Here is a 25,964-nt window from a genome sequence, read left to right on the forward strand (position 1 = left end):
AGCGTTGGACGAATCGGTTTTTTGCCGAATCGATTCTGCATGGCGCTTCAGTTGTGGTAAACTATGTAACAAGAATATGCGGCCGCAGCCGGAGCGGGAGAGGATGATACGATTGTTTGCGCAGGAGCGGCATCGGTTGATTATCGACAGATTGAATGAAAACAAAACGATTCGCACATCGGAGCTGATCGAAGCGTTCGGCGTTTCGTTCGAAACGATTAGGCGCGATCTGGAATACTTGGAAAGCAAGGGGCTGCTCCAAAGGGTGCATGGCGGAGCGATTCTGAGAGAGCTCGATTACAGCCATGAAATTCCGCTGCCGATCCGCGAGTCCATCTACCGGGAGGAAAAATCGGAGATCGCCCGAATCGCGGCAAGATATGTCGAAGACGGAATGTCCGTCGCGCTTGACGTCAGCACGACCAACACGTGGATTGCAAAGGAACTGAAGGCGAGATGCAAACGGCTCACGATTATTACGAATTCGCTGGTCATCGCCAACGAATTGATTTCGATGCCCGATTATACGCTGATTCTTATCGGCGGCACGATTCGGCACGAGGAACAGAGCCTGGTCGGGGGCTTGGCGGAAGAATTCGCCGCCCGGTTTTATGCCGATTTGTTCCTGATGAGCTTGAGCGGCGTTACTTTGAAAGAGGGCATTACCGATAATGCGATCGGCGAGACGCAAATCAAGAAGATCATGCATACCAACGCGAAGCGTACGATTGCGCTGGCCGATAGCAGCAAGTTTGAACAGATATCCTTGATTCGTGTGTGCGGTTGCGAGGAAGTCGAGCGGTTTGTAACGGATTCCAGGATCGACCGTAAGCTGGTCGAACGATATAGGCAGGAAGGCATCGAGATCGTTTATGAGTGAGGAATGCAGCATCTAGCGGTTCTTGGCGGAAGCCGGGAACCTTTTTTTGTTGCCGTATGTAAGGGGAAGGGTTGTATTTTTCTGAGAATGATATTGTATTTGTGTGCATTTGTGTGGTAATATGTTGGGAGAAAGCGAGAGAGCTGGTGATTGATGATGTTTGCTGTATCGTTTGCCCTTGTTCTATGTTCCGGTTTGGCGCATGCGGTTTGGAATATGTTTGCCAAGCAAAGCACCGATAAACCGGTATTTTTATGGGCGATCTACATGCCGGCGGCAATTCTGCTGCTTCCCGTACTGCTTAACGAATTATATGCCGCCGATTTGACGTTAACCGAATGGCTGACGATCGGTTCGTCGCTCGTGATGCAGGGCGTTTATTCGATGCTGCTTGCGCAGACTTATAAAGCGGGCGATTTATCGCAGGTGTACCCGATCATGAGGGGGACTCCTACGCTGCTGGCCCCGGCCGCCGGCGTCCTGCTGTTGGGCGAGTCGATGCCCGCATGGGGCTGGCTCGGCATTGCCTGCATGCTGATCGGCTTTGTTGTCATGGTCGGACGCAAGCCCGGCCAAATGCGGGACAAGCCGTCGATTCGCCCGGTCCTGCTTGCTTTAGGCGTCGGGCTCTGCATAACGTCGTATACGCTGATCGACAAGGTCAATCTGCAATACTTATCCCCTCTTGCGCTGCTTGAGGTCACGAATATCGGTTTCGTGCTCGGCTTGACCCCGGCGGTCTTTCGTCCGGGGCGGCTCATGGGCGTGATTCGCAAACATATGAACATCATTTGGATTGGAGCGATTTTATCTCCTGGTTCGTATTTGCTGTTCCTGTTCGCGGCCAGAAGCGCCAACGTTTCCGCGATCGCCCCGATGCGCGAGGTGGGAATCGTGTTCGGTACGCTGCTCGGTTTGCTCGTATTAAAAGAAGCGCAAGGCGTGCGAAGAATGACAGCTTCCGCCGTTGTTGTGACCGGAATTATAATCATTGCCTTCTCGGGCATTAAGTAATTGATCTTAGGATAGGAGGACTCGCCTTATGGCAAACAAAGTGGTTATCATCGGCATCGACGGGGCCGGCAACTTCATTAAGGATGCCGAAGTCCCGCATATGCATGCGCTTCTGCGGAAAGGGGCGTACACGTACGGGGCTCAAACGGTATTTCCCAGTATCAGCGCGGAATGCTGGGGTTCCCTTCTCTACGGAGTCGATCCCGGCAAACACGGATTAAACAACGAAAAAGCGAATGGACAAGCCGTTCCGTGCGATTTTCCGTACGCTTCCATCTTCAAGCTTGCCCGCATGCAATGGCCGGATGCGAAACTGGCCGCTTTTAGCTGCTGGGAACCGATCAATGCGGGGATTATTGAGCAATCGTCAGGCGTTCATTGCGTTTCCATGCCGGACCCGGAATTAGCCGAAGCCATCGTCTCGTATATTCGCGAGAACCCGGACTTTACCTTGATGTTTATCCAGTTCGACCTGCCGGATGCGGCCGGGCATCTCCACGGATTCGGCACCCCGGAGCAGATTCGGCAGATCGAGTCGACGGACCGGTATGTCCATATGATCGAAGAAGCGCTAAGGGACGGAGGATTGCTGGAAGAGACGCTGCTTATTCTTGTGTCCGACCATGGCGGCGGCGGAGCGATTTTGAAGGATCACGGCAGCGATCACCCGATGGATATGACGATCACATGGGGAGTTGCCGGTCCTGGGGTCAATCCCGGCGTTATCGGTACGCCGGTCAATATTATGGATACGGCGGCTGTTGCGGCTCATGCGTTGGGACTCCCTGCGCAGGGCTGCTGGGAAGGGAAAGTTCCCGCCGGAATTTTTAAAGCGTAACGTTGCCGCACCACTACAACTACCCCTTTGCGCGAATGCGGAAGGGGTAGTTGCGGTCTTGCCGCTGGCGCGCGGTTCACTGCTTCGGCTCGATACGCGCAAGCTCCTTGCGTACGATCGGCGCAACCTTGGTGCCGAGCAATTCGATGGCGCGCATAATCTCCCGATGGGGCATCGCGCCGACGTCAATATGCATGAAGAAGCGGTTTACCCCCAAATTTTGGCGCAATAGAACGATTTTCTCCGCGACATATTCCGGATCGCCTACATACAGAGCCCCGCGCAGGCTGCGTGCGGAATCGAACGTTTCCCGGGTATACGGCGGCCATCCGCGCTCCCGCCCGATCACGTTCATCTGGGCTTGCGTATAGGGAAAGAATAAATCCGCCGCTTGTTCCGAGGAATCTGCGATAAAACCGTGCGAATGCGTCGCAATCGGCAGTTTCGCGGGATCGTGCCCCGCCTTTGCGGCAGCCCTCTTATAGAGATCGACCAACGGAGCGAATCTCTCCGGCATGCCGCCGATAATAGCGAATGCGATCGGCAGCCCCAGTACGCCTGCGCGTACGGCGGATTCCGGATTGCCTCCGCTGGCGATCCATACCGGCAGCGGGTTCTGGACGGAACGGGGATAGACCCCGAGGTTGTTGATGGCGGGACGGTGTCCGCCTCGCCAGGAGACCTTCTCCGACGAGCGGATCGCTAACAGAAGTTCGAGCTTCTCTTCGAACAATTCGTCGTAATCGTCGAGTTTGTACCCGAATAACGGGAAAGATTCGATGAACGAGCCCCTGCCCGCCATGATCTCGGCGCGGCCGCTCGAGATGGCGTCGAGCGTGGAGAATGCCTGATATACGCGAACCGGATCGTCGGAGGACAATACGGTTACCGCGCTTGTGAGCCTTATCCGTTTGGTCATGGCTGCCGCCGCGGCCAATACGACCGCCGGCGCAGAGCCCGCGTAATCGGGGCGGTGATGCTCTCCGACCCCATACACATCCAGACCGACTTGATCGGCCAACACGATCTCCTCGACTGCCTGGCGCAGCCGCTCGGCATGGCTAACGGCCTTGCCTATCGGCGAATTAGGCGAAGCTTCCAAAAAGGTGCTGATTCCTATTTCCATATCGATCGTCTCATCGGCCATTTCCTACGCCTCCTTTTGTTATCATCATTTTACTATACATTTTAGTGTTTCTCAAGTTTAGTAAGTTATAATTCATTTGATAACCGAAAAAAACTTTGGCGGATAAGCGAATGCTGGAAAAGGCATCCTATATCTATTATAATAATAGTTTAAAGACAAATAAGGGGGGATCGGTATTGTATGGATCATATGATCTTTGAAGTTGGAACCGCGCTTCTGTTAGTCGCCATTGCTTCTGTCCTTGCTGGAAAGCTTAAGCTCTCCATCATTCCTTTCTTAATTATTCTTGGAATGTTAGTCGGTCCGCATGCGCCAACAATCGGAATATTTGACTTCAAGTTCATTGAAAGTCAAGAGATCATTGGATTTCTCGGAAGAATAGGGGTTCTATTCCTGCTTTTCTACCTCGGACTTGAATTCTCGGTTTCTAAATTGATCAAATCGGGTCGCAACATTGTATTTGGCGGAACGATTTACGTTTTGATGAATTTTTTAATCGGGTTGGCATATGGGTTTATCGTCAATTTTCCATTGTTTGAAACGTTGATTATCGCCGGCATGCTCTCCGTATCCTCGACGGCGATCGTAGCGAAAACTTTGGTGGAGCTAAGGCGGACGGGGAACTCCGAAACCGAATTGATTTTGGGCATGATTTTGTTCGACGACATCTTTCTTGCCGTATTCCTGTCGGTCATGTCCGGACTTCTTATGGGAGGCGCGACATCCATCGGCGGGGTTCTGCTCTCCGTTGGGATTTCGATCGGGTATATGCTCTTGTTCTTCGTGATTGCCAGAAAGGGCCCTCCTATCTTAAATAAATTGTTGAACATTACCTCCAACGAAATATTTATTATCGTCGTATTTTCCGCTTTATTTTTTATCGCCGGATTTTCGGAGAAGCTGCATGTCGCGGAGGCGATCGGCGCGCTCCTGTTCGGCCTGGCTTTATCGGAAACGGAACATAGCAAAAGAATCGAACAACTTGTCGTGCCGTTTCGGGATTTCTTCGGCGCCGTATTCTTCTTTAGCTTCGGACTGGGGATCGATCCGCTCACCCTCGGCGATGCGGCATGGATCGCGGTTGGCGCCGTCTGCTTAACGATCCTGGCGAACGTTCTATCGGGAATGATCGCGGGCCGAAAAGCCGGGCTGTCCCATAAAGCTTCTTTAAATATCGGGCTTACCATCATGGCGCGCGGCGAATTCAGCATCATCGTGGCAAATGTGGGTATCGCCGCGGGACTGATGCCGAAGCTGAAACCATTTTCCGCGTTGTATGTTCTCATCTTGGCCATTGTCGGACCGATGCTGGCGAAAGAGTCGAAGCATATTTACAGCGGCTTAAATAAAGTATTCAGGTGGAGCAAACCAAAGGAAAAGCTTAAAAATATGGAATAATTTTGAACGGAGGATTTTGAAAAATGGGTACGATTAGAGAATCCGATCTGCCTGGTATCGGTAGGAAATTCCAAGTTGAATCGAGATCGGGAGATAAACTGGTTATTGTCATTCACGACGATGGCAGACGGGAGCTTTATCATTTCGAAGATGACGATCCGGATGAGATTATTTCGCAAGTCACGCTGGAGGACGAGGAAGCGAGGCAAATCGCCGCGATCATTGGCGGCATGAACTATAAGCCGAAAGCGCTGGAAACGATCGAAGTGTCGCTGGAGGATTTAGTGATTGAATGGTGCAAGGTCGGGATGGGGTATGCATGTATTGAGAAATCCATCGCCGAATTGCAGGTACGCCAAAAAACGGGAGCCACCATTCTCGCCATTGCGGAGAAGCATGCCCACAAAATTAACCCCGGCCCGGACGATCGGCTGCCGGCGGAATCGACCCTTGTCATTGCGGGCGAAAGAAATCAGGTGAAGTTGTTGAAGGAGCTCCTGAAGAACGGATAATCGAATATCGTCGATGAGCGTCGCAAAGGGCTGTCCCGCTTGCGGCGCTCATTTTTTATGCCGGCAGGTCCATTCCCGTTAATGCGGAGTCGGTCGGGAACTCCGCTTGGCAAGGCAAGGGGTCAATCGCTTCTGCCTTCGCTGTAATCGGATGTGAAAATGACGATTGTATTGTGTAAAAGGATGAAGCCCTAAGAGTTTGAAATATAAATTTTATTAATTAAACTATGAAAAACAAAAAAACAACTCAGGGTGACCTAAGTGAGGTAATGTTAGCCAGACTATCACGTTCGCAGGTCTACTAATTTAATCGTTAATTCTACCTTTTTTGACATAAATTACTTTATGTTATTTGATTTTCCAGATATTAGGTGTTATACTTGGGCTATCAAGAGGGATAATTCTTCTTGATAAAATATATTTTCTGTATTTTTCGATTCAATCGCGACAGTTAGCGATGTTATGACTTTTGATGAGTTGGTTAATGCGATAGCTGTAGATAAAGGTATTCCTGTTAGTTAAGCGAGATCGGAAGTTCTGGAAAGTTATGCAAAGGTGCATGGTCTACAAATTGGTAGGGAAAAAGTCACAGCTGCTGCAACGGCTGCAACATATAGAACGTTTTCAACAGTAATTGATGTTGGTTGGACTTATAAACCATCTTTAAGATTTTATTGTGAAACAAGTGAGTGGAACAGTATTATCGGAATTTTATCCCTCATTGACACAACATTGGTAAGAGCCCACAACGGTGTATAAAGGAGTTGAAAGAAAGCATGAAAAATACAAATGAAAAAATCTTTCTTTCTATTAGTATCATAATCGGTTTAATTATAGCCCTCTCCCCCGTAATCGTTACAGGTTCTTGGTATAATACAACTACAGTTATGGGTAATTTATTGGTTGCTGAGTTTGTTATAAGGACACTTGCCATTGTTATTGGTCTAAGTATCATATATAACGGTGTAAAACATTACTTTAGTTATAATAAGTAAACACCCTAGCATGAATAGAATTTTTCATAAAAAGAATAATTCATCCTCGAGCCCAAATTTGGCTTTTCCCGTCGAGATCCTTAAACACGTTTCCAAGGACTGTTTACTCCGCAACGGGTCTCCAAGTAAAATCTTCGTTACAATTATATATCCTTAAAGGCATTTTGGAATACCACGCATCCTTACTCATGGTCAACCAATTTCACCTCAGCCAAAATAAAAAGCACCCAAAGGTGCTTTCAGCCTGTTAATAAACCTAAACAGTCTGGGCTTGGCCCCTCCCCGCGAGCGGACTTTCATCGGCGAGATGATGCACGCATAGCTGGGCTCGTCGAAATAAAAAACCTGCATCCGCAGGGACACTTCATATACACTCGCCAGATTGATGCTTCGTTTGCCATACAGCACCCGACATTTTTCGTCTTTCCCTTAATCATAACATTGTTTTTACTCCCCCAATTCTGATCTTTTTTACAATAGGCTATGTCTCGCGAAAGCGGGATAGTATCGATGGGAGAGATGAAAACGGTTTATAAATGCATGGAAAATACATCCGGTACGAAGTATGATAGAATAGACAACTTTGAAGAGAGGATGAAAATGAATTTATGAAAAAATTTAGCAGATTAGGCCGGGCGGCGGCTCTGCTGCTTACGGTCCTGTGCGTTCTGGCGGCGCCTATCGATGTGCGCGGAACGGGAAATGCAGTATACGCGGCAGAATTTTCCTCCTTCCCGTATTTGTCTGCAGGGACCAAAGAGATTGATATCGGCCTGCGGACAACCTTTACGACCGGATATTCTATCATACGCGGCGTCGGCAATGTCGACGATATCAAGACTGCCGCAACGTATTCGATCGACGATCCTTCCGTCGCCTTGGTCGATTCCAACGGCGCCGTATATTCCGTAGCCCCGGGAGAGACGGTCTTGCGCGTCTCTTACGAGGGTCTGACGCTCGACATTCCGGTAACGGTATCGGAGAAAGTGCGTTGGAAGACGGATCCGCCGACGAGTCCGCAATCCACGCTGGACGTATATGCCGGCGTAGATCGGACAAGGCTCGAGACGCACCGGAACGCTTCGCTGTCATTGCTTAATTCGCTGCGCGGGGCGGTGAACGTACCGCTGTTCAAGTTCGACGAAAGTTTGAATAAGGCGGCGCAAGCCCATGCCAATTACACGACCGTACATAAGTCCATGACCCATATTGAGGGGAAGGATAAGGAAGGGTTCTCGGGTGCCATGCCTTCCATGCGCGCAGAAGCTTTCGGGTATCCCAACATTAGCGTGGCGGAGACGATCGCCCCGACCTTCGACGAGCCCGTCAAAGCGACACAAATGTTGATCGACGCGCCTCTTCACCGGATTACGCTCTTGTCGCCGAGTGTAGACGAGGTCGGCATCGGGGTAGCGGACGGCTATACCGTCATCAATCCCGGAACGAAAAAATTCGGGGAGACGATGAAAGATCGGGATATCGTTTACTATCCGTACAACGGCCAGAAAGACATACCGACATTTTGGCTGGCCAACGAATCGCCGAATCCGCTCGCCTATTACAATCAACAAGGGGCTCGGGTCGGTTATCCGATATCGATCAGCACCTCTTACGGCAATAAATTGATTCATAAATCGGCTGCCATTACCGAAGCTTCAGGCAAAGCGGTCGATTATTATTTAGTGAATGCCGATACCAAAGGGTCGGATGAAGCCATCTTGCTTATTCCGAAGCAACCTTTGCAAGGCAATACGACGTATACGGTCAGCGTCAGCTTCAGCGAGACGAACAGCTTTTACGAAGAGAAGGGCATTCCGGCCGTCGAGTTCACGAAATCGTGGAGTTTCACGACAGGCGCCGACGATCAGGCTGCGAGCCGTTCCTCGGATCAAGCCGATTCTTCCACGGGACGCAAAGCGGGTACGGGAGCAGAGGCGGAAGCCGAAGCGCCTGTCCAAGAGCCGAAAGAATCCGCTCTCCCAAGCTTTAGCGATGTCCGCTCGCATTGGGCCCGCGACACGATCGAATGGGGCTATCAACTTGGCATCGTCAACGGCTATGAAGACGGAACGTTCAAACCGAACACGCTCGTGAGCGAAGCGGAATTTCTGGCGATGCTGTTCCCGCTGTACCCCGATACGACGTCCCAAATCGAGGAGGACGGTACAGTGCAAGGCGTATGGAGTCTGGGGCTTTGGAGCGATAAATATTATCGCTATGCGACGGCGCTTCATTTGGGGTTGAAGGAAAGCGCGGCGAACGCCAAGTCGCGGAATGCGCCGATCACCCGGGCCGAAGTTGCGCAAATGATCGCCGGATTAAACGGAAAGAACTATGCGAATGATGACGACGCAATCCGATTTTTGCTGGACGCCGGCTATTCGACCGGCAAAACGGCGCCTACCGTGGAAGGCTATGCCGGGCAAGACCGGCTTACCCGTGCCGAAGCGCTCCAATTTTTACGTAATTTGAAGCTGCAAGGGATGGATGCCATTCAAAGCCGCCCGGATACGGCGGCTCCGTATGTGAAAGCGGAATAAACCGCATCCCGCGCCGTTTCCGTCCCGAATATGAACCGTATGATGTACGAAATACAACAATTTCTTGCTGTTTCATCCCGAAATGATGCTGTTGTTGTATCATTTACAACATTTTTGTCTCAACTTGGGCCAAATGGCATTGATTACTGTGATTTGGTTGTACAAAGTGCGACATAGCAACCAATGTCCCATATGATCCCCTTCCAATGTTGTATTCCGTACAACTTCAGGAGTATCGGCCTGTTAAAGAGACGCGAAGGGCGCTTCATGAGAAGCGCCCTTCGATCTGTTTTACAGCAATGATGTCGCGTTCAGAGCGGCCGGAGCTGGTGCGAACTTCCGCTTCTGAATGTAGACCAGCCTGATCGACAAACAAATTCCTGCCGCCAGCAAGCCGACCGTAAGCCCGATCCAAAACCCGGTCGCTCCGAGCCCGGTATAATGGGATAATAGATATCCGACCGGCAGGCAAATGAGCCAGTAGGCAATCAGCGTCATAATAAAGGCGATATTGACATCCTTATATCCTCGAAGCGCTGCCTGCGCCGTTGCTTGAAGAGCGTCGCAAATTTGGAAGAACAGCGCAAAGATCAAGAAATGTGCCGTTAACTCGATCACAGCCGCTTCATTCGAATACAATCCGGCCACTTGATAACGGAAGACGACGACCAGCAGACCGGTAACGAGCGAGATCGCGATCGATAAGCCTATTCCCAGCCAACTGTACGTTTTGGCGTCTTGATACCGTTTCGCCCCCACTTCGAATCCGACCAGAACGGTTAATGCCATGGAGACGCTCACCGGTATCATATAAAGGAAAGATACGATATTTAAGGCAGATTGATACGCCGCGACGGTGGCGATGCTGAACTTGCTGATGAGGATCGTCACGAACGCGAACATGCTGGACTCAAAAAAAGTCGAAAGGCCCATCGGCACGCCGATTTTTAGTATCTCTTTGCACTGCCGGACGGAAAACTCTTTCAAATTCGAAAAGATGCCAAAGTCGGAAAAAGGAGCTTGCGTTCGAATGATCCACGCAGTCACGGCCGCAATGAGCCAATACGTAATCGATGTGGCGTATCCGGCGCCGGCGCCGCCAAGTTCCGGAAATCCCCAATATCCGTAAATGAACGTAAAATTTAAAAAGAAATTGACCGGCAAAGAGCCGATCATAATGTACATGACGACGCGCGTAATGCCCATGGCGTAAATAAAGGACCGCAAAACGTTATACATGAACAGCGGGACGATCCCGAAGCTGAGCCCGACCAGATAGTCATGGGCCGTCGCTTGGACGGCTTGCGGCAAGCCCATCCGGTCCAAGATCGGATTCAGCAGCGCAATGCCGAGCAGGATGACTGCGAAGCCAATCATAACCGCCAAATAAAGCCCGTTCGTCACCGCCATGGTTACTTCCTTCGGTTTCTTCTCCCCGAACCGCTGCGCCGCGATCGGCGATACGGCCAGCAATATGCTGCTTAATCCGGTAAACACCGGACCCCAGATCGACGAGCCGATGGCGACCCCGGCCAAATCGGTAGAATTGTATTTTCCCGACAGAATCGTGTTGAAGAATATCATGGAGAACATCCCTAACTGCGTAATTAAGATCGGAATGATCATCACCAAAATTTGTTTGAGTTTGCCGCGTAATGTAAAGGTTTGATTCATATATGCTGCTCCCGGTTCATGGAAAGTATGGAGATGAGAATCGATTCCAATTATGCCATCGATCGCACATCGTTCCTATTATATCATCGATGGTAGAATATAGTGTCATGATGAACGCAAACTTTTTTGCATCCCTCGTTCGTCTATTCTATGAAAACGCCGATAGCTAACAAGAGGATTCAAGGTGGTGACGTAAATTGGAAAGAAACGTATTCGGTGGAGCCGTCCGATATGCCGGAAGATGCGTTTGCCGCCATTGTCATTGTATTTAACGAATACGATGTGGCGTCCGGCTATATGGGGACGGTGGAGTTTGTCATTCCAACGGAACGGCAGGCCGGGAAGGAATGTTACGTCCCGGTTTGCCATAACAGAAGAAGATCGCCTCATCCAACGGCAATGAATTCCGGCTGGTCGGCGATCTTCTCTTTTGTTGCCTGTTGGAAAACATCCAACAGAAATGGCGGATTCTATGCTCGATGGGGAAGTAGATTGGAAAACATCCAACCGAATCCCCCCGTCTCTTGCTTTTTGCGGCGTTTTTCCCGAATTCCATTGGACAGTTTCCAATGAAACGTTGTATTGCACAGTCGAAATGCGTAAACCGTTGGACAAATTCCAACGAACCTCATGCCGGCAACGACCGATCGCTAGCCAGTGGGGGCTGTTAAGCCTTCGTTTTCGATCCGAAGAACAGAGCTATGACAAGCCCTGCGGCGCAAGTGGCGACGCTAACCGCTATCGTCAACGGTTGGCCCGGCAAGCCTGGAAAGACGACGACGACCGATCCGACAATCATACCGATAATGACGGCATAGGTCATATGAGGGAAGCGGGACAGCAAATAACGAATCGCCTTGCTGCTTACGATAAAACCGATGATGACCCCTGCTCCGATGGTAGCGATCAGCGCGATATTCAGATCGGACAGCGCGTGAATGGCCGTCGAATATACCCCGAGCAGCAGCAGGATAAACGAGCCGCTGATGCCCGGCAGCAGCATCGCCATGCTGGCGAGCCAACCGGACAGGAACAAGCCGATGAAGATCGGGAATGTCAGGCTTGTAATCGGTGCCGCGGCTTCATCCGCAGGTATGAAAGCCATCGATGCGACGACTGCGGCGGCGATCAGCAAGACGACCAAGTGGCGTGCCGCAAAATTGCGCTTCGCGTCGGACTGTTTGACGATAAAAGGAAGTACGCCAACGATGAGTCCGATAAAGAAAAATTGGGTCGGCTCGTAGTGATGCTCCAGAAGATATTTGATCACTCGGCTTAACGCCAAAATGGCCGCCCCCATGCCCGCCGCTAAAGGTACGAGAAAACCGATATGGCGTTTCCACTCGCGGCTGAAAAAACCGCTGATTGCTTCCAGCAAACGGTCGTAAATGCCCAGCACAACAGCGATCGTCCCGCCGCTGACTCCCGGGATCAAGTCGCTGATCCCCATAATTAATCCTCGATAAATGTTCTTCCACTCCATGGTTTGTTCGTCCTCTCTTTTTATAAAAGTCGTCCTATCCGTAGGAATCTTGGCCTTATTCTCGAAGCTTCTTATAAATCAGCGCATCAAGCAGTTTATAAACGAAAAATAAAGCGATGAACCCGGCTCCGTACGCGACAAGAACCGATTCGACAAGCAGCATCGGCAAGGAAAAGGGGGGCGCGGCGTTTCCCGCCAACCCTAGTGCGATGAGGACGGCAATGGCGACGATTGTCCATCCGATTAAATAGTAATGCGCGTGAAGCTCGAAAATCGTTGTATGTTTCGATAATGAAAGAAATTCTTTGACTTTAAATTGGGAAATGGCTTCTTTGGCGGCTCCCCAAACGATCGCAATAACGAACGACATGCCATATCCGGCCGACAGCAAGAACAGATCGTCCGGATTCGGGTTGCGGTCGATGTAGAAGGTGATCCCGCATACAAGGATCGAAACGAGCAACGACCAACCGTACTTCATATCATTCAAGCCGAATATTTTTCGCGTCAGGTTCTGCATGCTTCAATCCTCCTCCTTAATAAATTGGTTTACCATTCGTGTCGTTTGCTTCCAGTCCCGCACGAATTGATCCAACAGCCGCTTGCCGGTTTCGGTAATGGAATAATACTTGCGTCTCCCGCCATGGCTTTCGTTGCCCCAGAAGGAGGAGACGGCGCTTTGCTTCTCCAATCGTTTCAGGGATAAATACAGCGTCGCTTCCTGAATTTCAAAAGCGCCTTCCGTTCGAGTCTTGATCGTTTTGGATATTTCGTAGCCGTAATTCTCCTTCTCGTTCAGGATGGATAAAATGAGGAGATCGATCGTGCCTTTCAACATCTCCGCGTTCATGGGAATAACCTCCGACTTGATTACCTAACTTTATTAAGTACATAACTATCATAAGGTAAAGTATTTAAAATTGCAAGGCACTTGAGGTTGACAAGCACCGCTCTTTAGACAAGCCTCGACAGACTTTTCAAAAAAGTACTGGAATATTTTCCATTCTATGGTTACGATAAGAGGGGTTGGCGGGATTCCGTCAGACAGCCGAGCCGGATGACCCGTTTTGCCATATCATTCCATTACAAGGATGTGTTGAACATTGGAAACGAACATTCAAGAAAAAAAATACGACCGTCTGCCATTGGAAATTTCAGGTTTAGGCGGATGGCTCATTCTGGTGCAGATTGGTTTATACCTTACGATTGTAGTGATTCTAGGGCAGCTGTTCCTGTACTCCTTTCCGATATTCGGTTCGGAAACGTGGGAATTGTTAACCTCTCCGGAGTCTGAGTATTACCATCCGCTGTGGGCGCCGATGATCGTGTTTGAAACCGTCTATAACATCGCTTTTGTATTGTTTTGCGGATTGATCCTATTTCATTTTTACGGCAAAAGAAAGATCGTACCGAAGCTGATGATCATCTTCTATGGCGCCAGCTTGGCCATAGGGATCGTCGATTTGATCCTCATGTACCAGATTCCTGCATTGCTGGAAATGGAAGACGGAAGCTCGCTGAGAGATACAATACGATCTGCGATCGTGTGCGCCGTTTGGATTCCTTACTTTATAAAATCGAGAAGGGTGCGGAACACGTTTATCCGATAGCGTGCGCTTAGTTGCAAAGACATTGCAAGCGAGATATAATGACCGTAGTCATTTTGTGACTTCGGTCATTTTTTGTGATGTGAGAGGTGAACCCATGCTAAGAGAAGCGCGGAAAAAACAACTGAAAGAACGCATTGCATATGAGGCTATCGAGCTGTTTAAACAAAAAGGCTACGACAACGTGACGGTAGAGGAGATTGCGTCCGTTTGCGGCATTGCCAAGGGAACGTTTTTTAACTATTTTCCGAAAAAAGAACATGTGCTGCTGCAATTGGCGGATTCCTATATGACGCTGATGGACGACATTGTTCAAAGACATCGAGAAGGCGCATTGAAGGAACGGGTATTGCGTATTTTCAACGAACTCTTCGACCTCTACTTGCAGCATGCCGGCTTGCTGCGCCTCACTTTGATCGAAACGATCAAAGCGGCGATCGAAGGGAAGGAAGATTCGGCGAACTTGGCGTTATTGCAAGAGACGCTTCGCGGAATGATTCAAGAAGCGATCGATGGCGGCTCCCTCCGCAGCCTATGGGATGCGGGGACGAGCGCCGCCGTGTTGGCGGGCGTATTTTTCAATACGCTCATGAACGGCGCTTCGCATTTGAACCGGATGGAAATGACGGAAGCTCTGCGGCGGCAGTTGGATGTCGTTTGGGGAGGCATTGCCGATGAATAAGTTGAAAAAAATAGCGAGAAGCAAAACATTTCTCTTCCTCGTCCTATTGATTGCGTTTATCTACTTGAACAATACCTCCTTCTTTGCGAAACCGCGGAACGGAGAACCGTTGCTTCTGGCTCACCGGGGACTGGCACAAACGTTCGCGATGGAGGGGATTGAGAACGATACCTGCACGGCCGAGCGCATATACGAGCCGGAGCATCCTTACTTGGAAAATACGATACCGTCCATGGAAGCGGCGTTTGCGGCCGGGGCGGATATCGTCGAACTGGATATTAAACCGACCAAAGACGGGCAGTTCGCCGTATTCCACGATTGGACGCTCGATTGCCGGACGAACGCGACAGGACAGGCGGGCGATTATACGATGGCCGAGTTGAAACAGCTCGATATCGGTTACGGGTATACGGCCGATCAAGGGAAGACGTATCCGTTCCGCGGCCGAGGGGTGGGGCTCATGCCGTCGCTTGACGAGGTGCTGGCCCGCTTCCCGGAGCAGTCGTTTTTAATTCATATCAAAAGCAACGATCCGGCGGAAGGAGAACAGCTTGCCCGCTATCTCGCCTCCTTGCCGGAAGAGCGGCTGAGCCAGCTGTCCGTTTACGGGGGAGACGAGCCGATCGCTTCCTTGCAAGCCAAGCTGCCGCAAATTCGCGCGATGTCCAAAGCGTCGATGAAGAGCTGCCTCATTCCTTACCTCGCCGTCGGATGGACGGGCTATGTTCCTTCCGCATGCGAGAATACGCAGCTGCATATTCCCGAGAAAATCGCTCCTTTGCTATGGGGGTGGCCCGACCGCTTCCTGAACCGCATGGACCGGGCCGATACCCGCGTCATCGTGGTGGGCGGGGACGGCAGCGATTTCTCCAGCGGGTTCGATACGCCGGAAGATCTCGGGCGTCTGCCGTCAGGCTATTCCGGCGGGATATGGACGAACCGGATCGATCGCATCGCCCCGCTGTATCGGGACGGAACATAACGGGAACTTAATCGATTTTATACTTCATTTTAACACTGACATAATGCTGTCAGCATTCCCTCTCTATAATGATGATATCTTCAATCAAACATAGTTGAGAGGAATGGAATGACATGAATTTGCATCACCGTAAAATGGGAATGACGGTGGCAGGGCTGCTGCTCACCATCCTGATGGCTTCGATGGATAATACGATCGTTGCGACGTCGATGGGGACGATCGTAGGCCAACTCGGGGGACTCGATAAATTCGTTTGGGTGACGTCCGCGTATATGGTGGCGGAAATGGCCGGCATGCCGATTTTCGGCAAGCTGTCCGATATGTACGGCCGCAAACGGTTTTACATCTTCGGCATCATCGTGTTTATGATAGGCTCCGTTCTGTGCGGCACGGCGAATACCATTGTCGAGCTTAGCCTGTACCGCGCGGTTCAGGGGATCGGGGGAGGCGCTCTGGTGCCGATTGTGTTCACGGTATTATTGGATGCGATTCCCGCGGACAAGAGGGGTAAGCTGATGGGGCTGTTCGGCGCCGTCTACGGCATGTCCAGCGTCTTCGGACCGCTGCTCGGAGCTTATATTACCGATCATATCGGATGGAAATGGATCTTCTATATTAATTTGCCGCTTGGATTGATCGCCTTATGTCTCGTTATGACCTCCTATCATGAATCGCTTGAGCGGAGCCGGCAAAAAATCGACTGGCTCGGCGCCATGACGCTCGTCGGCGCGGTCGTATGCCTTATGTTTGCCTTAGAGTTGGGGGGCAAATGGTATGCATGGAACTCGGTGCAAATTATAAGCATGCTTGCCGGATTTGTATTGCTCGCCGTCATTTTCTTGAGCGTTGAGGCCAGGGCCAAAGAGCCGATCATATCGTTTCGAATGTTCCGGAACCGGCTGTTTGCAACCAGTACGCTCATCGCGCTCTTAAGCGGAGCGGCATTTATCGTCGCATCGGTGTATATTCCGATCTATATGCAAGGCGTTCAAGGCGGCAATGCCACGAACTCCGGCCTCATGCTGCTGCCGATGATGCTCGGCACCGTCGTGACCGCGACCGGGGGCGGATTCGTCATGAACCGGCTGTCTTACCGTTCGATCCTGATTTCAACGCTTGTGCTGCTCGTAGCGGGTCTCGGCCTGCTTACGACGATATCGGCCGATTCGTCCCGGCTCGTCGTCACCTTATATATGATTTTGGTCGGGCTTGGCATCGGCGCCTCGTTCTCGGTGTTGACCAACGCCGCGGTTCATTCTTTGCCGGCCAGGGAGCGGGGGGCCGCCAACGCAACCTTGAATTTTCAACGTGCGCTCGGCATGACGGTGGGCATCACCGTATTCGGAATACTCCAGAACCATTCGATGACGCGCAAATTAACGGACTCCTTCGCGGGCGGCGGTACGGAGGATTTGCCTTCAGGCATCGATTTGAGCGATCCGTACGTACTGATGTCGCCGTCGACCCGCACTCTGCTTCCGCAGGATACATTGAGCGCGATTACGGCCGGATTGTCCTCCTCCATCTCGGATACGTTCGCATGGGGTCTTATCCCCGCGGTGCTGGCCGTAGCGGCGGCTTTCCTGATGGGCGGCGAGAAGTTCGATCCGAAGGCGGAGATGGAAGCGTACGCCGCTTCGCATTGACGCGGTCTCCGGCACCAAACATAAAGTCTGGCCCTCCGGCGGCCGGGCTTTTTTTGTCAAGCGCTTGACAGCAACTGCAATAATCCGGTTATTCGAAGGCCAAGACCGCTTTTTGGGCACTAGTGTTGCATCGAGAAGTTGATAGCTTTGCAAACCCGCAATTGGAGTCTGCTTCATCATTCGCCGCCGTTGATGGTACTGGCTTTATTGCGCATATAGAAGGGGATGCCTCCCTCCATTTCGAAGGCGATCGCGCGGACCTGCGCTCCTTGTTTGGCGCTAACGAAACTTTTGGCTCGCTAACGAAACTAACGATCCTTATTGGACTCCAATTGAAGATGTTCTCATCCTAACGAAAGTACATATCGCTATTCATTGGAAATCGGCGATTGTACCGCCTTTTTCCCCTCATTAGCGTGTTTGAGTTTCGTTAGACATTGAAACATGATGATTTACAGGTTATTAGCGTGTATCAGTTTCGTTAGCTCGCTCGGGCGAATCGTCAGCCGCCAGCGGTATGATGAAGTGGACTCTGATCGCAGGCTTTACCTTTTTACCCCACGGGAATCGCTTGCCAGCACGCTATACAGCTTCCATAACCTCTGCGGCAAATGATCGTTCAGGACTGCATGCAGCAATCCAATCCCGCTCCGTATGTAATAAACCCTGGCTTTCTAGCATCTGAACGAGGGGGATTTTCACAGAGGGCCGACAATTGGGGCAGAAATAAATGGATTTCTGCATTTGCGCGGGCGAAACTCGCCCAAATCTCCTTTTGTAAATGGATTTTTGCAGTTACATAACCAACTGTCAAGACGATCTCCCCCGCCGGCGGTTTTAAAATGGGTATTGACTCTCACGTTACGTGATACTTTATAGTTAGCAATGAAGGGAGGCCACTGGCAATGAGAGTGAAAGAAGTAGCCGATTTAACGGGAATCAGCGTGCGCACGCTTCATCACTACGATGAGATCGGGCTATTGACCCCGGATGGCACGACCGAGGCGGGGTATCGTGTATACTCTGACGACAATCTTGAAACGCTGCAGCAAATTTTGTTTTTCAGAGAACTCGGTTTCCCTTTGAAAGAAATTAAAGAAATCATCAGTCGTCCTTCGTTCGACCGGTTGGAGGCGTTAACGATGCAGCGCCGGATGCTGCTGGAGAAGCGCATCCGCGTCGACCGCATGATCGCGACGATTGATAAGACCATTAAGCATGCGAAAGGAGAAATGGAAATGTCCAATAAAGAGAAGTTCGAAGGCTTCGATTTCAGCCATAACCCCTATGAACAGGAAGCGCGAGAAAGATGGGGAGACGAAGCCGTCGACAAGTCGAACGCCAAAATCGCAAGCATGTCCAAAGCAGAACAAGAAGCGATGGGCGAGGAGATGAATGCGATCTACCGCAAGCTGGCGTCCCTTACCCATATGCCGCCCGAATCGGCGGAAGCGCAAGCGGCCATTCAAGAATGGTACGACTTCCTGAACAATATGGGCATGGGCCAATATTCGCTTGAAGCGTTCAAAGGATTAGGCCAAATGTACGTCGACGACGTACGTTTTACGCAAAACATCGACAAGTTCAAGGAAGGCTTGGCCGTATTCATGCGCGACGCCATGGCCGTGTACGCGGATCGCAACTCCCAATAATCGAATCGCGATCAACGCCCGCGCGTGTTGGTAAACAAGGCACCGGTTCATCTCGAACCAGGTGCCTTGTTGCCGTTGCGCCTTGTCTATGAGAGCGACGCCGCTCTATCATCCGATAACGCTTGCATCTTTCTGAGCAGCTTGCTTGCGATAAGCGCGTGGAGTCTTGCCGGTCTCGCGCTTGAACATATTGCAAAATTGCACGTCGTTCGCAAACCCTGCGTAATGGGCGATATCCGACACGAGCAGGTTGGTTTCCAGCAACAGCGACTTGGCGTAATCGATACGCCTGTTGATCAAATACTGCAAAGGAGATCTGCCGTACTTTTCCTTAAATACATGGCGGAATCGGTCGTAGCTGTAACCCGACAGCTGCGCGAGCGATTCGACCGATATTTTTTGCCGGTAATGCTCATCCATATAATTGATCACATATTGCAACTGCAATTGGCTATCCGCTTGAAACGGCTGTTTTTTCACTCCGAGCAAGCGTTGGATTTTAATGACAAGCGTATCGAGCAGCAAATTCAGCATATCCAAGTAACCGTACTCCTGGTTGAAGAATTCATCCTTCATCTGCATCACGAGCCGTTGAATGGAATGATCGTCGTCATCGTGAAAGACGGCGTTCAAATGTTTCAGCGCCGGTTGATTGCTGTGGAACCCGATAAACAACACGTCTCCTCCGGACGTATGTTTCTCGTCATGTACGACCTGGGGTGAAATTAGAGCAAACATGTTTTTTTGAAAATGGTACTCGTCGTTGCCGATGCGCGTATTTCCTTGCCCTTGAAAGTAATAGATTAACTCGTAACATTCATGGCTATGTTTCGGAATATACTTATTGGTCAACCGTTTGGAGAAAAACAAGAAATCCAACTGGTTCATTGGAATCGCTCCCATTTTCGTTAATTAGCCGTTTCGTATAAAAAACATGACCGTTTTAGTCTAATTTTACAATTCACTTTCTGCTACTATTATAGCATGAAAAGCCAAATCGTAAAAAAAGGAGGGCTTCCAAAATTAAGTATATTGAAACGGTTTACAGAGGATACTAAGGAAGCGCAACCTGGCAAAGCTCGTTACTAGCAATTGACGTATTGACTGAGAGAAAGAGGGGGAAAACCAATGAAAAAAATGATTACGGGTATGATTCTACTCATGATGTTGATCGTCTCCGCTTGTTCGAACGCAAATCAGGCGGGAGACTCGAATACGAATGACGGCAGCCAGCCGGACGCGAACTCGGGCAATTTGAAGGTTGTCTTGCTCGTTCCGGGAACGTTAGGGGATAAATCGTTCTTCGACGCCGCGAACGCCGGACTGACCAAAGTACATGATATGTTGGGCGCTGAGACGAAGGTGATCGAGATGGGCGCGGACGAAACGAAATGGGAGCCGACGTTCAACGATATCGCGAGCCAGGACTGGGATGTCATTATTTCCGGCGGATCGCAAATTACCGAATTGTTGAACGATGTCGCCTCGAGAAATCCGGACAAGAAGTTCATTAACTACGATACGGATATTGAGGATACGGCGGAGAACGTGCATGCCATTTCCTATGCGACGAATGAAGTTTCATTCCTTGCGGGAGCCGCAGCCGCTCTAATCTCGACTTCCGACATGCCGAACGCGAATCCGGATCAAACGATCGGTTTCGTAGGAGGGATGGACATTCCGGGAATCAATACGTTCCTCGTCGGCTATATCGAGGGGGCCAAATACGTCGATCCCGATATCAAGGTAGCCATTTCGTATGCGGGCAATTTCGTCAATCCTGCGAAAGGGAAGGAGCTTTCCCTGCTGCAATATAACGCGGGCGCGGATGTCATCTTCAGCGTCGCCGGCGGAACGGGACTGGGCGTATTCGATGCGGCGAAAGAAAAGCAAAAATATGCGATCGGCGTCGACTCCGACCAATCGGCAATGATCATGGATACGGATAGCGAGAAAGCGAATTTGATCGTCACTTCCGCCATCAAAAAAATCGACGAAGCGATCTTCAATGCGGTTGCGGAACTGCAAAAAGGTACGTTGGAAATGGGCAAATTCAAAGTGGTCGGCTTCAACGAGTCGGGCGTAGCATTGGCTGAGAATAACGTCTATAACAGCGTCGTATCGGAGTCCGTTCGGGCTGAAGTAGCGAAAATTAAGGAACAAATAGCGACAGGCCAAATCGAAATCAGCAATGCGCTGCACATGGATACGGCTCAAATCGATGCGCTTCGCAATTCTGTAAAACCTTAAACAGGAAGCCATAGAATTCAAGGGGAAGGGAATTCGATTCGAATTGAATTCCCTTTTGCCGTTATTAGGCGCAGATCCGAAAGGAGAATGGACAGATGCATAAGAATTTGCTGGAAATGCGCAACATTATGAAGGTGTATCCGAACGGTGTTGTTGCGAATTCAAATGTAAACTTCTCTTTGGTGGAAGGAGAAATTCATGCGATTGTCGGCGAGAACGGCGCGGGCAAATCCACATTGATGAAGATGATGTTCGGCATGGAACAGCCGAGCGAAGGCGAGATTTTGCTTCGCGGGGAGAAGATGAACTTTCAATCGCCCCAAGAGGCTATCGATCGGGGAATCGGCATGGTGCACCAACATTTCATGCTCGTGCCGTCTTTTACCGTTGTCGAGAATATTATGCTTGGCATGGAGCCGACCAGAGGCCTCAGCATTCATTATAGCGAAGCGATCCGCATGACGCAGGAACTGTCGAAGAAATATAACTTGACCGTCGATCCGACCGCCAAAGTGGAAGATTTGTCGGTAGGCATGAAGCAGAAGGTTGAAATTTTGAAGGCGCTTATCCGCGGCGCGAAAATATTGATTTTGGACGAACCGACCGCGGTGTTGACGCCGCAGGAAACGCAAGAGCTGTTCCGGGAGCTGAAGGTGCTGAAGCGGGAAGGCCACACGATCGTCTTCATTTCCCATAAATTAAAAGAAGTGAAAGAAATTTGCGATCGCATCACCATTATTCGCAGCGGCCGAACCGAAGGCGTATTCCATACCGCGGATGTTACGGAACGGGAAATATCCAAATTGATGGTTGGCCGGGATGTCGTGCTGAAATATGAAAAAGAGCGGGTTGACGCAGGTCCGCCGATTCTTCAGGTGCGGGACTTGTCCTATTCCGACACGAACGGGAAGCCGATCCTTGCCGGGTTGGACTTCTCCATTCGAGCAGGCCAAATCGTCGGCATCGCAGGGGTCGAGGGCAACGGCCAAGGGGAACTGATTCGAGCGCTTACCGGAACGTTGGACGGAGCGAGAGGCTCGATTGCCGTTAACGGAAACGATATGCTCGGCGCGAATATTAAGACGATCCGCAACTTGGGCGTCTCCTATATCCCCGAAGACCGGATGCGGCAAGGCGCCGCCAAAGAAGCGAGCATTACCGACAATTTGATTTCTACCCGGTACCGTAAGAAAGAATGGAATAAAGGACTGTTCCTGAACGGCAACAAAATTGCCCAATTGGCCAAAGATTTGATCGAGCAGTTTCAAGTTCGCTGCAAAGGGCCGAACCAGCCGATCGGCATGTTGTCCGGCGGCAATATGCAGAAGGTGATCGTTGCCAGGGAATGCTCGGAGGATCCGATTTTACTAATCGCGGAGCAGCCGACAAGGGGAGTGGACGTAGGCGCCGCGCAGCTTATTCATCGGAAATTGCTGGAGTTAAGGCAGAAGAACTGTGCGATCTTGTTGTTATCGGCCGATTTAAACGAAGTATTGGAACTCAGCGACAGTTTACTTGTCATGTATAACGGCGAATTCGTTTCTTACTTCCCCAACCCGTCCGAAGTGACGGAAGAGGAGCTGGGACTGTATATGCTCGGTCTCAAAAAGCAAAGCAAAGATGAAGTTGGGAGGGCTTTCGAGGCATGAAGTCCAAACATTTTGAAATCGTTCGAACGATGGCCGTCATTGCCATCTCGCTCATTATCGCCTTTTTTATTATCGCATTGGTCAGCAAGCAGCCGTTTACAAGTATTTTTATCTTTTTGTACGAACCGATCTCGTCGCTTTCTCATATCGGCAACGTGGTGGAAATGGCGATCCCCCTTATGTTTACGGGCCTTTCCGTCGTATTGCTGTTCCGGGTGAACCTGTTCAATCTCGGCGCGGAAGGGCTATTCTACATGGGAGGCGTCGTCGCTGCGGCGATTGCCATTCATTTCAGCTTAAGCGCATTTCTCCATCCTGTCGTAGCCATCCTGGCGGGTGGCTTGGCGGGGGCGATACTATCGGCGATTCCGGGCATATTGAAGGCGAAATGGGACGTTAACGTGTTGGTCACGTCGCTCATGTTCAACAGCATCCTGTTCGGCATCGGCTTATTCTTCCTGAACTACAAGCTGCGGGACGTCAAGGCGTTCGCCAACGTATCTTACAAATTCGAACCGACCGCTTTGCTGGGCAATCTCGTACCGGGAACGCGGATTCATGCCGGACTGATCGTCGTGCTCCTGTGTATAATTGCGGCGCATTATTATATGTACAAGACCAGATGGGGCTACGAGCTTCGGATGACCGGAGACAATCGCGAATTCGCCGAGTATTCCGGCATTAATACGGCCAAGGTCATTATCATCGTGCATTTGATCGCCGGCTTCCTGGCCGGCATGGGCGGATCAATCCAAGTGCTCGGCATGTATTCCCGGTTTCAGTGGACCGCGCTTCCCGGTTACGGATTGGACGGAGCGCTCGTTGCCATGCTGGCGAAGAACAATCCTTTATCGGTCATCGGCGGGGCGTTGTTCCTTGCCTATATCCGGATCGGGGCCGACCAAATGGCCCGCATGTCGGATGTGCCGGCGGAGATGATTTCGATCGTACAAGCCGTCATCATCCTGTTAATTTCGGCGGAGCAATTTTTGAAATTTTGGAAAAACCGGATGTTGGTAAAGGAGGCGGGCAAACATGAATAACTTGCTGGATGTCATCTTCTCGACAGACTTTGCCTTTTCCGTTCTCCGCGTAACAACGCCCATTCTGTTCGCAGCGCTGGGTGCGCTAATATCCAATCGGGCCGGCATCGTCAACATCGGTCTGGAAGGGATTATGCTTGTGGCCGCGCTGACGGGCGTCATTTTCAGCGCCTATACCGGGAGCGCCTGGATCGGGCTCCTTGCAGCCGTCATCGCGGGACTGATCATTACGTCGATACTGGCTTATTTCACCTTGCATTTCAAAACCAATATTATATTGGGCGGGATTGCGGTCAATATGTTCGCGTCGGGAGGAACGGTATTCATTCTCTATTTAGTGAGCGGGGACAAAGGGGCTTCCACTTCGCTCAAAAGCGAGGTGCTGCCAAGCATTGCGATCCCGTTCATTAAAGATATCCCGGTACTTGGCCCGATACTATCCGGCCATAACGTATTGACTTACGTCGCTTTGGTCGCGACTGTCGGCGTGTACTATATGTTGAAGAAAACGCCGCTAGGCTTGCGTATCCGGTCGGTCGGGGAAAATTACCATGCCGCCCAATCGGTGGGCGTTCGCGTGAATCGGATTCAGTTTATCGCGCTATTGTACAGCGGATTTTTCGCGGCGCTGGGCGGAGCGTACATGTCAATGGGTTATCTCTCGATCTTCACGCGGGACATGACGGCCGGACGCGGGTGGATCGGGATCGCAGCCGAAGCGGTAGGGCGCAGCACAACCGTGGGCACGTTTATCGCCTCGATGCTCTTCGGGGCGGCCGATGCGCTCGCCAATGCGCTGCAAATTTTGAAAATTCCGACCGAATTGATTGCCACGACGCCTTACGTCACTACCGTCATCGGATTAATCGTATATGCCGTCGCGGAATCGAGATGGAAGAAACGCAAGAAAGCGAAGCACTCTTTAAAGAAGGTGCAATAAGCGATGTTGGAAACGATCAAGAAATTGCCGAAAGTCGAGCTGCATTATCATTTAGACGGAGGATTGCGCCCCGATACGATCAAGGAGATCGCATCGGATTTGGGAGTGCCGTTGCCGTTTGATGGAGAGGCGTGGCAGTCCGCTCTTCATGTTACGGACGATTGCCCGAGTTTAATCGAATATTTGAGCAAATTCCAATTGCCGGCCCTTTGTCTGCAAACCGCGGAGCATTTGAAGCGGGCCGCCTACGAGGCGGTAGAAGACGCAGCGCAAGACAATATCAAATATATCGAGATTCGTTTCGCGCCCCAATTGCATACGGAGCGGGGCTTGTCTTTGGAAGAGGTCGTTTCTTCCGTCGTGGAAGGAGCGAAGGCGGGCGAACGGGACTTTGGGACGATCGCCCGTATCATTCTGATCTGTTTGCGCAATCATGACGTTGCGCGCAATTGGCAAGTGCTCGAACTGACGAAGAAATGGATCGGCAAAGGCGTCGTCGGTATCGATTTGGCGGGCGACGAAGCGGGCTTTCCGCCGCAGCTTCACCGATCGGTCTTCGTCGCGGCGAAGCAAAGCGGGGTTCCGATTACGATTCACGCCGGAGAAGCGGCAGGCGCGGACAGCATCCGCCAAGCCGTTACGGGATTGTTCGCGCGGCGAATCGGGCACGGCGTCCGCCTGGCCGAGGATCCGGAATTGCTCGAACTTGTGAAGGAGAAGAAGATTCCGCTGGAAATGTGCCTGACCAGCAATGTCCAAACGAAAGCGGCGCCCTCCTGGGAGGATCATCCGATTCGGCAGTATGACGAACTAGGCGTTATCGTTACCGCCAATACGGACAACACAACCGTGTCCAATACGACGCTGACCCAAGAATACGAGCGGTTGATGCGGTATTGCCGCTTTTCATTTTCGGATTTGAAACGGATCGTCTTGAACGCTTTGGAAGCTTCCTTTGCGGAGGCGGATGTAAAGGAGAAGCTGCGTGCCGAATTCAAAGCGGAATTCGACCGTTTCGGATCGGCGTAATGC

At 50.9% G+C, this 25,964-nt stretch carries 24 protein-coding genes; 18 read left to right on the forward strand and 6 right to left on the reverse strand.

The features are described 5' to 3' along the window. Nucleotides 1–103: 103 nt before the first annotated feature. The 3 genes from KQI79_RS03520 (at nucleotide 104) to KQI79_RS03530 (ending at nucleotide 2,732) form a co-directional block, all read left to right on the forward strand. On the forward strand, nucleotides 104–880 hold the full coding sequence (locus tag KQI79_RS03520) for a DeoR/GlpR family DNA-binding transcription regulator (protein WP_356710420.1): 777 nt from the start codon (nucleotides 104–106) through the stop codon (nucleotides 878–880). Nucleotides 881–1,033: 153 nt separating this feature from the next. Further along, nucleotides 1,034–1,894, forward strand: a complete 861-nt coding sequence (locus tag KQI79_RS03525; protein WP_253297941.1) for a DMT family transporter — start codon at nucleotides 1,034–1,036, stop codon at nucleotides 1,892–1,894. Between the two features lie 28 nt (nucleotides 1,895–1,922). Next, nucleotides 1,923–2,732, forward strand: a complete 810-nt coding sequence (locus KQI79_RS03530) for an alkaline phosphatase family protein (RefSeq protein ID WP_216536844.1) — start codon at nucleotides 1,923–1,925, stop codon at nucleotides 2,730–2,732. Between the two features lie 76 nt (nucleotides 2,733–2,808). On the opposite strand, the gene KQI79_RS03535 is transcribed toward KQI79_RS03530, so the two are convergent. Then, entirely contained in the window at nucleotides 2,809–3,879 is a 1,071-nt protein-coding gene (locus tag KQI79_RS03535) for an LLM class flavin-dependent oxidoreductase (protein WP_230191734.1), read from the reverse strand. Nucleotides 3,880–4,059: 180 nt separating this feature from the next. Here KQI79_RS03535 and KQI79_RS03540 point away from each other — a divergent pair, with 180 nt between their 5' ends. The 4 genes from KQI79_RS03540 to KQI79_RS03555 all read left to right on the forward strand — a co-directional run bounded on the left by KQI79_RS03540 (nucleotide 4,060) and on the right by KQI79_RS03555 (nucleotide 9,324). Beyond that, the gene (locus KQI79_RS03540) at nucleotides 4,060–5,277 is read left to right on the forward strand and encodes a cation:proton antiporter (protein ID WP_216536845.1); all 1,218 of its coding nucleotides are present in this window, start codon (nucleotides 4,060–4,062) and stop codon (nucleotides 5,275–5,277) included. Nucleotides 5,278–5,300: 23 nt separating this feature from the next. After that, a complete protein-coding gene (locus tag KQI79_RS03545) occupies nucleotides 5,301–5,789 on the forward strand; it encodes a cation:proton antiporter regulatory subunit (protein WP_216536846.1) in 489 nt (162 codons plus the stop codon). Nucleotides 5,790–6,565: 776 nt separating this feature from the next. Beyond that, entirely contained in the window at nucleotides 6,566–6,784 is a 219-nt protein-coding gene (locus tag KQI79_RS03550) for a hypothetical protein (RefSeq protein WP_230191736.1), read from the forward strand. Nucleotides 6,785–7,392: 608 nt separating this feature from the next. Further along, the gene (locus tag KQI79_RS03555; protein WP_216536847.1) at nucleotides 7,393–9,324 is read left to right on the forward strand and encodes a CAP and S-layer homology domain-containing protein; all 1,932 of its coding nucleotides are present in this window, start codon (nucleotides 7,393–7,395) and stop codon (nucleotides 9,322–9,324) included. 291 nt (nucleotides 9,325–9,615) lie between these two features. Here KQI79_RS03555 and KQI79_RS03560 read toward each other — a convergent pair whose 3' ends face one another. After that, complete coding sequence (locus KQI79_RS03560; RefSeq protein WP_216536848.1) at nucleotides 9,616–10,998, reverse strand: MATE family efflux transporter; 1,383 nt, start codon at nucleotides 10,996–10,998, stop codon at nucleotides 9,616–9,618. Between the two features lie 231 nt (nucleotides 10,999–11,229). On the opposite strand from KQI79_RS03560, the gene KQI79_RS03565 reads away from it, so the two are divergent. Then, nucleotides 11,230–11,571, forward strand: coding sequence for an RsiV family protein (locus tag KQI79_RS03565; RefSeq protein WP_253297936.1), 342 nt, complete (start codon nucleotides 11,230–11,232; stop codon nucleotides 11,569–11,571). Nucleotides 11,572–11,665: 94 nt separating this feature from the next. Here the strand turns inward: KQI79_RS03565 and KQI79_RS03570 are convergent, their stop codons facing one another. From KQI79_RS03570 to KQI79_RS03580, 3 genes are read right to left on the reverse strand one after another with little or no spacing between them, the layout of a single operon-like run. After that, the gene (locus KQI79_RS03570; RefSeq protein WP_216536850.1) at nucleotides 11,666–12,481 is read right to left on the reverse strand and encodes a DUF368 domain-containing protein; all 816 of its coding nucleotides are present in this window, start codon (nucleotides 12,479–12,481) and stop codon (nucleotides 11,666–11,668) included. Between the two features lie 55 nt (nucleotides 12,482–12,536). Beyond that, nucleotides 12,537–13,001 (reverse strand): hypothetical protein, encoded by a 465-nt coding sequence (locus KQI79_RS03575; RefSeq protein ID WP_216536851.1) that lies wholly within the window; start codon nucleotides 12,999–13,001, stop codon nucleotides 12,537–12,539. Nucleotides 13,002–13,004: 3 nt separating this feature from the next. Further along, nucleotides 13,005–13,331, reverse strand: coding sequence for a PadR family transcriptional regulator (locus KQI79_RS03580; RefSeq protein ID WP_216536852.1), 327 nt, complete (start codon nucleotides 13,329–13,331; stop codon nucleotides 13,005–13,007). A gap of 253 nt (nucleotides 13,332–13,584) precedes the next feature. Here KQI79_RS03580 and KQI79_RS03585 point away from each other — a divergent pair, with 253 nt between their 5' ends. From KQI79_RS03585 to KQI79_RS03605, 5 genes are all read left to right on the forward strand, one after another. Next, nucleotides 13,585–14,091, forward strand: a complete 507-nt coding sequence (locus KQI79_RS03585; RefSeq protein WP_216536853.1) for a DUF2569 domain-containing protein — start codon at nucleotides 13,585–13,587, stop codon at nucleotides 14,089–14,091. Nucleotides 14,092–14,185: 94 nt separating this feature from the next. After that, nucleotides 14,186–14,770, forward strand: a complete 585-nt coding sequence (locus tag KQI79_RS03590; RefSeq protein WP_216536854.1) for a TetR/AcrR family transcriptional regulator — start codon at nucleotides 14,186–14,188, stop codon at nucleotides 14,768–14,770. Beyond that, nucleotides 14,763–15,752 (forward strand): glycerophosphodiester phosphodiesterase family protein, encoded by a 990-nt coding sequence (locus tag KQI79_RS03595; protein ID WP_216536855.1) that lies wholly within the window; start codon nucleotides 14,763–14,765, stop codon nucleotides 15,750–15,752. Before KQI79_RS03590 ends, KQI79_RS03595 begins: the two co-directional genes overlap by 8 nt. A 113-nt stretch (nucleotides 15,753–15,865) precedes the next feature. Next, on the forward strand, nucleotides 15,866–17,398 hold the full coding sequence (locus tag KQI79_RS03600) for an MDR family MFS transporter (RefSeq protein ID WP_216536856.1): 1,533 nt from the start codon (nucleotides 15,866–15,868) through the stop codon (nucleotides 17,396–17,398). An 899-nt stretch (nucleotides 17,399–18,297) separates the two neighbouring features. After that, nucleotides 18,298–19,050, forward strand: a complete 753-nt coding sequence (locus KQI79_RS03605; protein ID WP_216536965.1) for a MerR family transcriptional regulator — start codon at nucleotides 18,298–18,300, stop codon at nucleotides 19,048–19,050. A 108-nt stretch (nucleotides 19,051–19,158) separates the two neighbouring features. Here KQI79_RS03605 and KQI79_RS03610 read toward each other — a convergent pair whose 3' ends face one another. After that, a complete protein-coding gene (locus KQI79_RS03610) occupies nucleotides 19,159–19,938 on the reverse strand; it encodes a helix-turn-helix domain-containing protein (RefSeq protein WP_216536857.1) in 780 nt (259 codons plus the stop codon). 240 nt (nucleotides 19,939–20,178) lie between these two features. Here KQI79_RS03610 and KQI79_RS03615 point away from each other — a divergent pair, with 240 nt between their 5' ends. The 5 genes from KQI79_RS03615 (at nucleotide 20,179) to add (ending at nucleotide 25,961) form a co-directional block, all read left to right on the forward strand. After that, a complete protein-coding gene (locus KQI79_RS03615; RefSeq protein WP_216536858.1) occupies nucleotides 20,179–21,300 on the forward strand; it encodes a BMP family ABC transporter substrate-binding protein in 1,122 nt (373 codons plus the stop codon). Between the two features lie 95 nt (nucleotides 21,301–21,395). After that, nucleotides 21,396–22,949 carry an ABC transporter ATP-binding protein gene (locus KQI79_RS03620; protein WP_216536859.1) on the forward strand — a complete coding sequence of 518 codons (1,554 nt, stop codon included), beginning with the start codon at nucleotides 21,396–21,398 and terminating at the stop codon, nucleotides 22,947–22,949. Then, nucleotides 22,946–23,992, forward strand: coding sequence for an ABC transporter permease (locus tag KQI79_RS03625; protein WP_216536860.1), 1,047 nt, complete (start codon nucleotides 22,946–22,948; stop codon nucleotides 23,990–23,992). The genes KQI79_RS03620 and KQI79_RS03625 overlap by 4 nt, the downstream gene beginning before the upstream one ends. Further along, nucleotides 23,985–24,932: an ABC transporter permease gene (locus KQI79_RS03630; RefSeq protein WP_216536861.1), complete on the forward strand. Its 948-nt coding sequence runs from the start codon at nucleotides 23,985–23,987 to the stop codon at nucleotides 24,930–24,932. Before KQI79_RS03625 ends, KQI79_RS03630 begins: the two co-directional genes overlap by 8 nt. 3 nt (nucleotides 24,933–24,935) lie before the next feature. Next, a complete protein-coding gene (gene add / locus KQI79_RS03635) occupies nucleotides 24,936–25,961 on the forward strand; it encodes an adenosine deaminase (RefSeq protein WP_216536862.1) in 1,026 nt (341 codons plus the stop codon). Nucleotides 25,962–25,964 lie beyond the last annotated feature (3 nt).

The sequence above is a fragment of the Paenibacillus sp. MSJ-34 genome, from assembly GCF_018918005.1.
Lineage (GTDB): Bacteria > Bacillota > Bacilli > Paenibacillales > Paenibacillaceae > MSJ-34.

What these genes read in the sequence shown, in the direction of transcription:
- KQI79_RS03540 (WP_216536845.1), top strand. Translation starts at nt 4,060, where the DNA reads ATGGATCATATGATCTTTGAAGTTGGAACCGCGCTTCTGTTAGTCGCC.
- KQI79_RS03520 (WP_356710420.1), top strand. Translation starts at nt 104, where the DNA reads ATGATACGATTGTTTGCGCAGGAGCGGCATCGGTTGATTATCGACAGA.
- KQI79_RS03535 (WP_230191734.1), bottom strand. Translation starts at nt 3,879, where the DNA reads ATGGCCGATGAGACGATCGATATGGAAATAGGAATCAGCACCTTTTTG.
- KQI79_RS03595 (WP_216536855.1), top strand. Translation starts at nt 14,763, where the DNA reads ATGAATAAGTTGAAAAAAATAGCGAGAAGCAAAACATTTCTCTTCCTC.
- KQI79_RS03620 (WP_216536859.1), top strand. Translation starts at nt 21,396, where the DNA reads ATGCATAAGAATTTGCTGGAAATGCGCAACATTATGAAGGTGTATCCG.
- KQI79_RS03530 (WP_216536844.1), top strand. Translation starts at nt 1,923, where the DNA reads ATGGCAAACAAAGTGGTTATCATCGGCATCGACGGGGCCGGCAACTTC.
- KQI79_RS03625 (WP_216536860.1), top strand. Translation starts at nt 22,946, where the DNA reads ATGAAGTCCAAACATTTTGAAATCGTTCGAACGATGGCCGTCATTGCC.
- KQI79_RS03560 (WP_216536848.1), bottom strand. Translation starts at nt 10,998, where the DNA reads ATGAATCAAACCTTTACATTACGCGGCAAACTCAAACAAATTTTGGTG.
- KQI79_RS03575 (WP_216536851.1), bottom strand. Translation starts at nt 13,001, where the DNA reads ATGCAGAACCTGACGCGAAAAATATTCGGCTTGAATGATATGAAGTAC.
- KQI79_RS03565 (WP_253297936.1), top strand. Translation starts at nt 11,230, where the DNA reads ATGCCGGAAGATGCGTTTGCCGCCATTGTCATTGTATTTAACGAATAC.
- KQI79_RS03525 (WP_253297941.1), top strand. Translation starts at nt 1,034, where the DNA reads ATGATGTTTGCTGTATCGTTTGCCCTTGTTCTATGTTCCGGTTTGGCG.
- KQI79_RS03580 (WP_216536852.1), bottom strand. Translation starts at nt 13,331, where the DNA reads ATGAACGCGGAGATGTTGAAAGGCACGATCGATCTCCTCATTTTATCC.
- KQI79_RS03550 (WP_230191736.1), top strand. Translation starts at nt 6,566, where the DNA reads ATGAAAAATACAAATGAAAAAATCTTTCTTTCTATTAGTATCATAATC.
- add (WP_216536862.1), top strand. Translation starts at nt 24,936, where the DNA reads ATGTTGGAAACGATCAAGAAATTGCCGAAAGTCGAGCTGCATTATCAT.
- KQI79_RS03630 (WP_216536861.1), top strand. Translation starts at nt 23,985, where the DNA reads ATGAATAACTTGCTGGATGTCATCTTCTCGACAGACTTTGCCTTTTCC.
- KQI79_RS03615 (WP_216536858.1), top strand. Translation starts at nt 20,179, where the DNA reads ATGAAAAAAATGATTACGGGTATGATTCTACTCATGATGTTGATCGTC.
- KQI79_RS03590 (WP_216536854.1), top strand. Translation starts at nt 14,186, where the DNA reads ATGCTAAGAGAAGCGCGGAAAAAACAACTGAAAGAACGCATTGCATAT.
- KQI79_RS03610 (WP_216536857.1), bottom strand. Translation starts at nt 19,938, where the DNA reads ATGAACCAGTTGGATTTCTTGTTTTTCTCCAAACGGTTGACCAATAAG.
- KQI79_RS03600 (WP_216536856.1), top strand. Translation starts at nt 15,866, where the DNA reads ATGAATTTGCATCACCGTAAAATGGGAATGACGGTGGCAGGGCTGCTG.
- KQI79_RS03570 (WP_216536850.1), bottom strand. Translation starts at nt 12,481, where the DNA reads ATGGAGTGGAAGAACATTTATCGAGGATTAATTATGGGGATCAGCGAC.
- KQI79_RS03555 (WP_216536847.1), top strand. Translation starts at nt 7,393, where the DNA reads ATGAAAAAATTTAGCAGATTAGGCCGGGCGGCGGCTCTGCTGCTTACG.
- KQI79_RS03545 (WP_216536846.1), top strand. Translation starts at nt 5,301, where the DNA reads ATGGGTACGATTAGAGAATCCGATCTGCCTGGTATCGGTAGGAAATTC.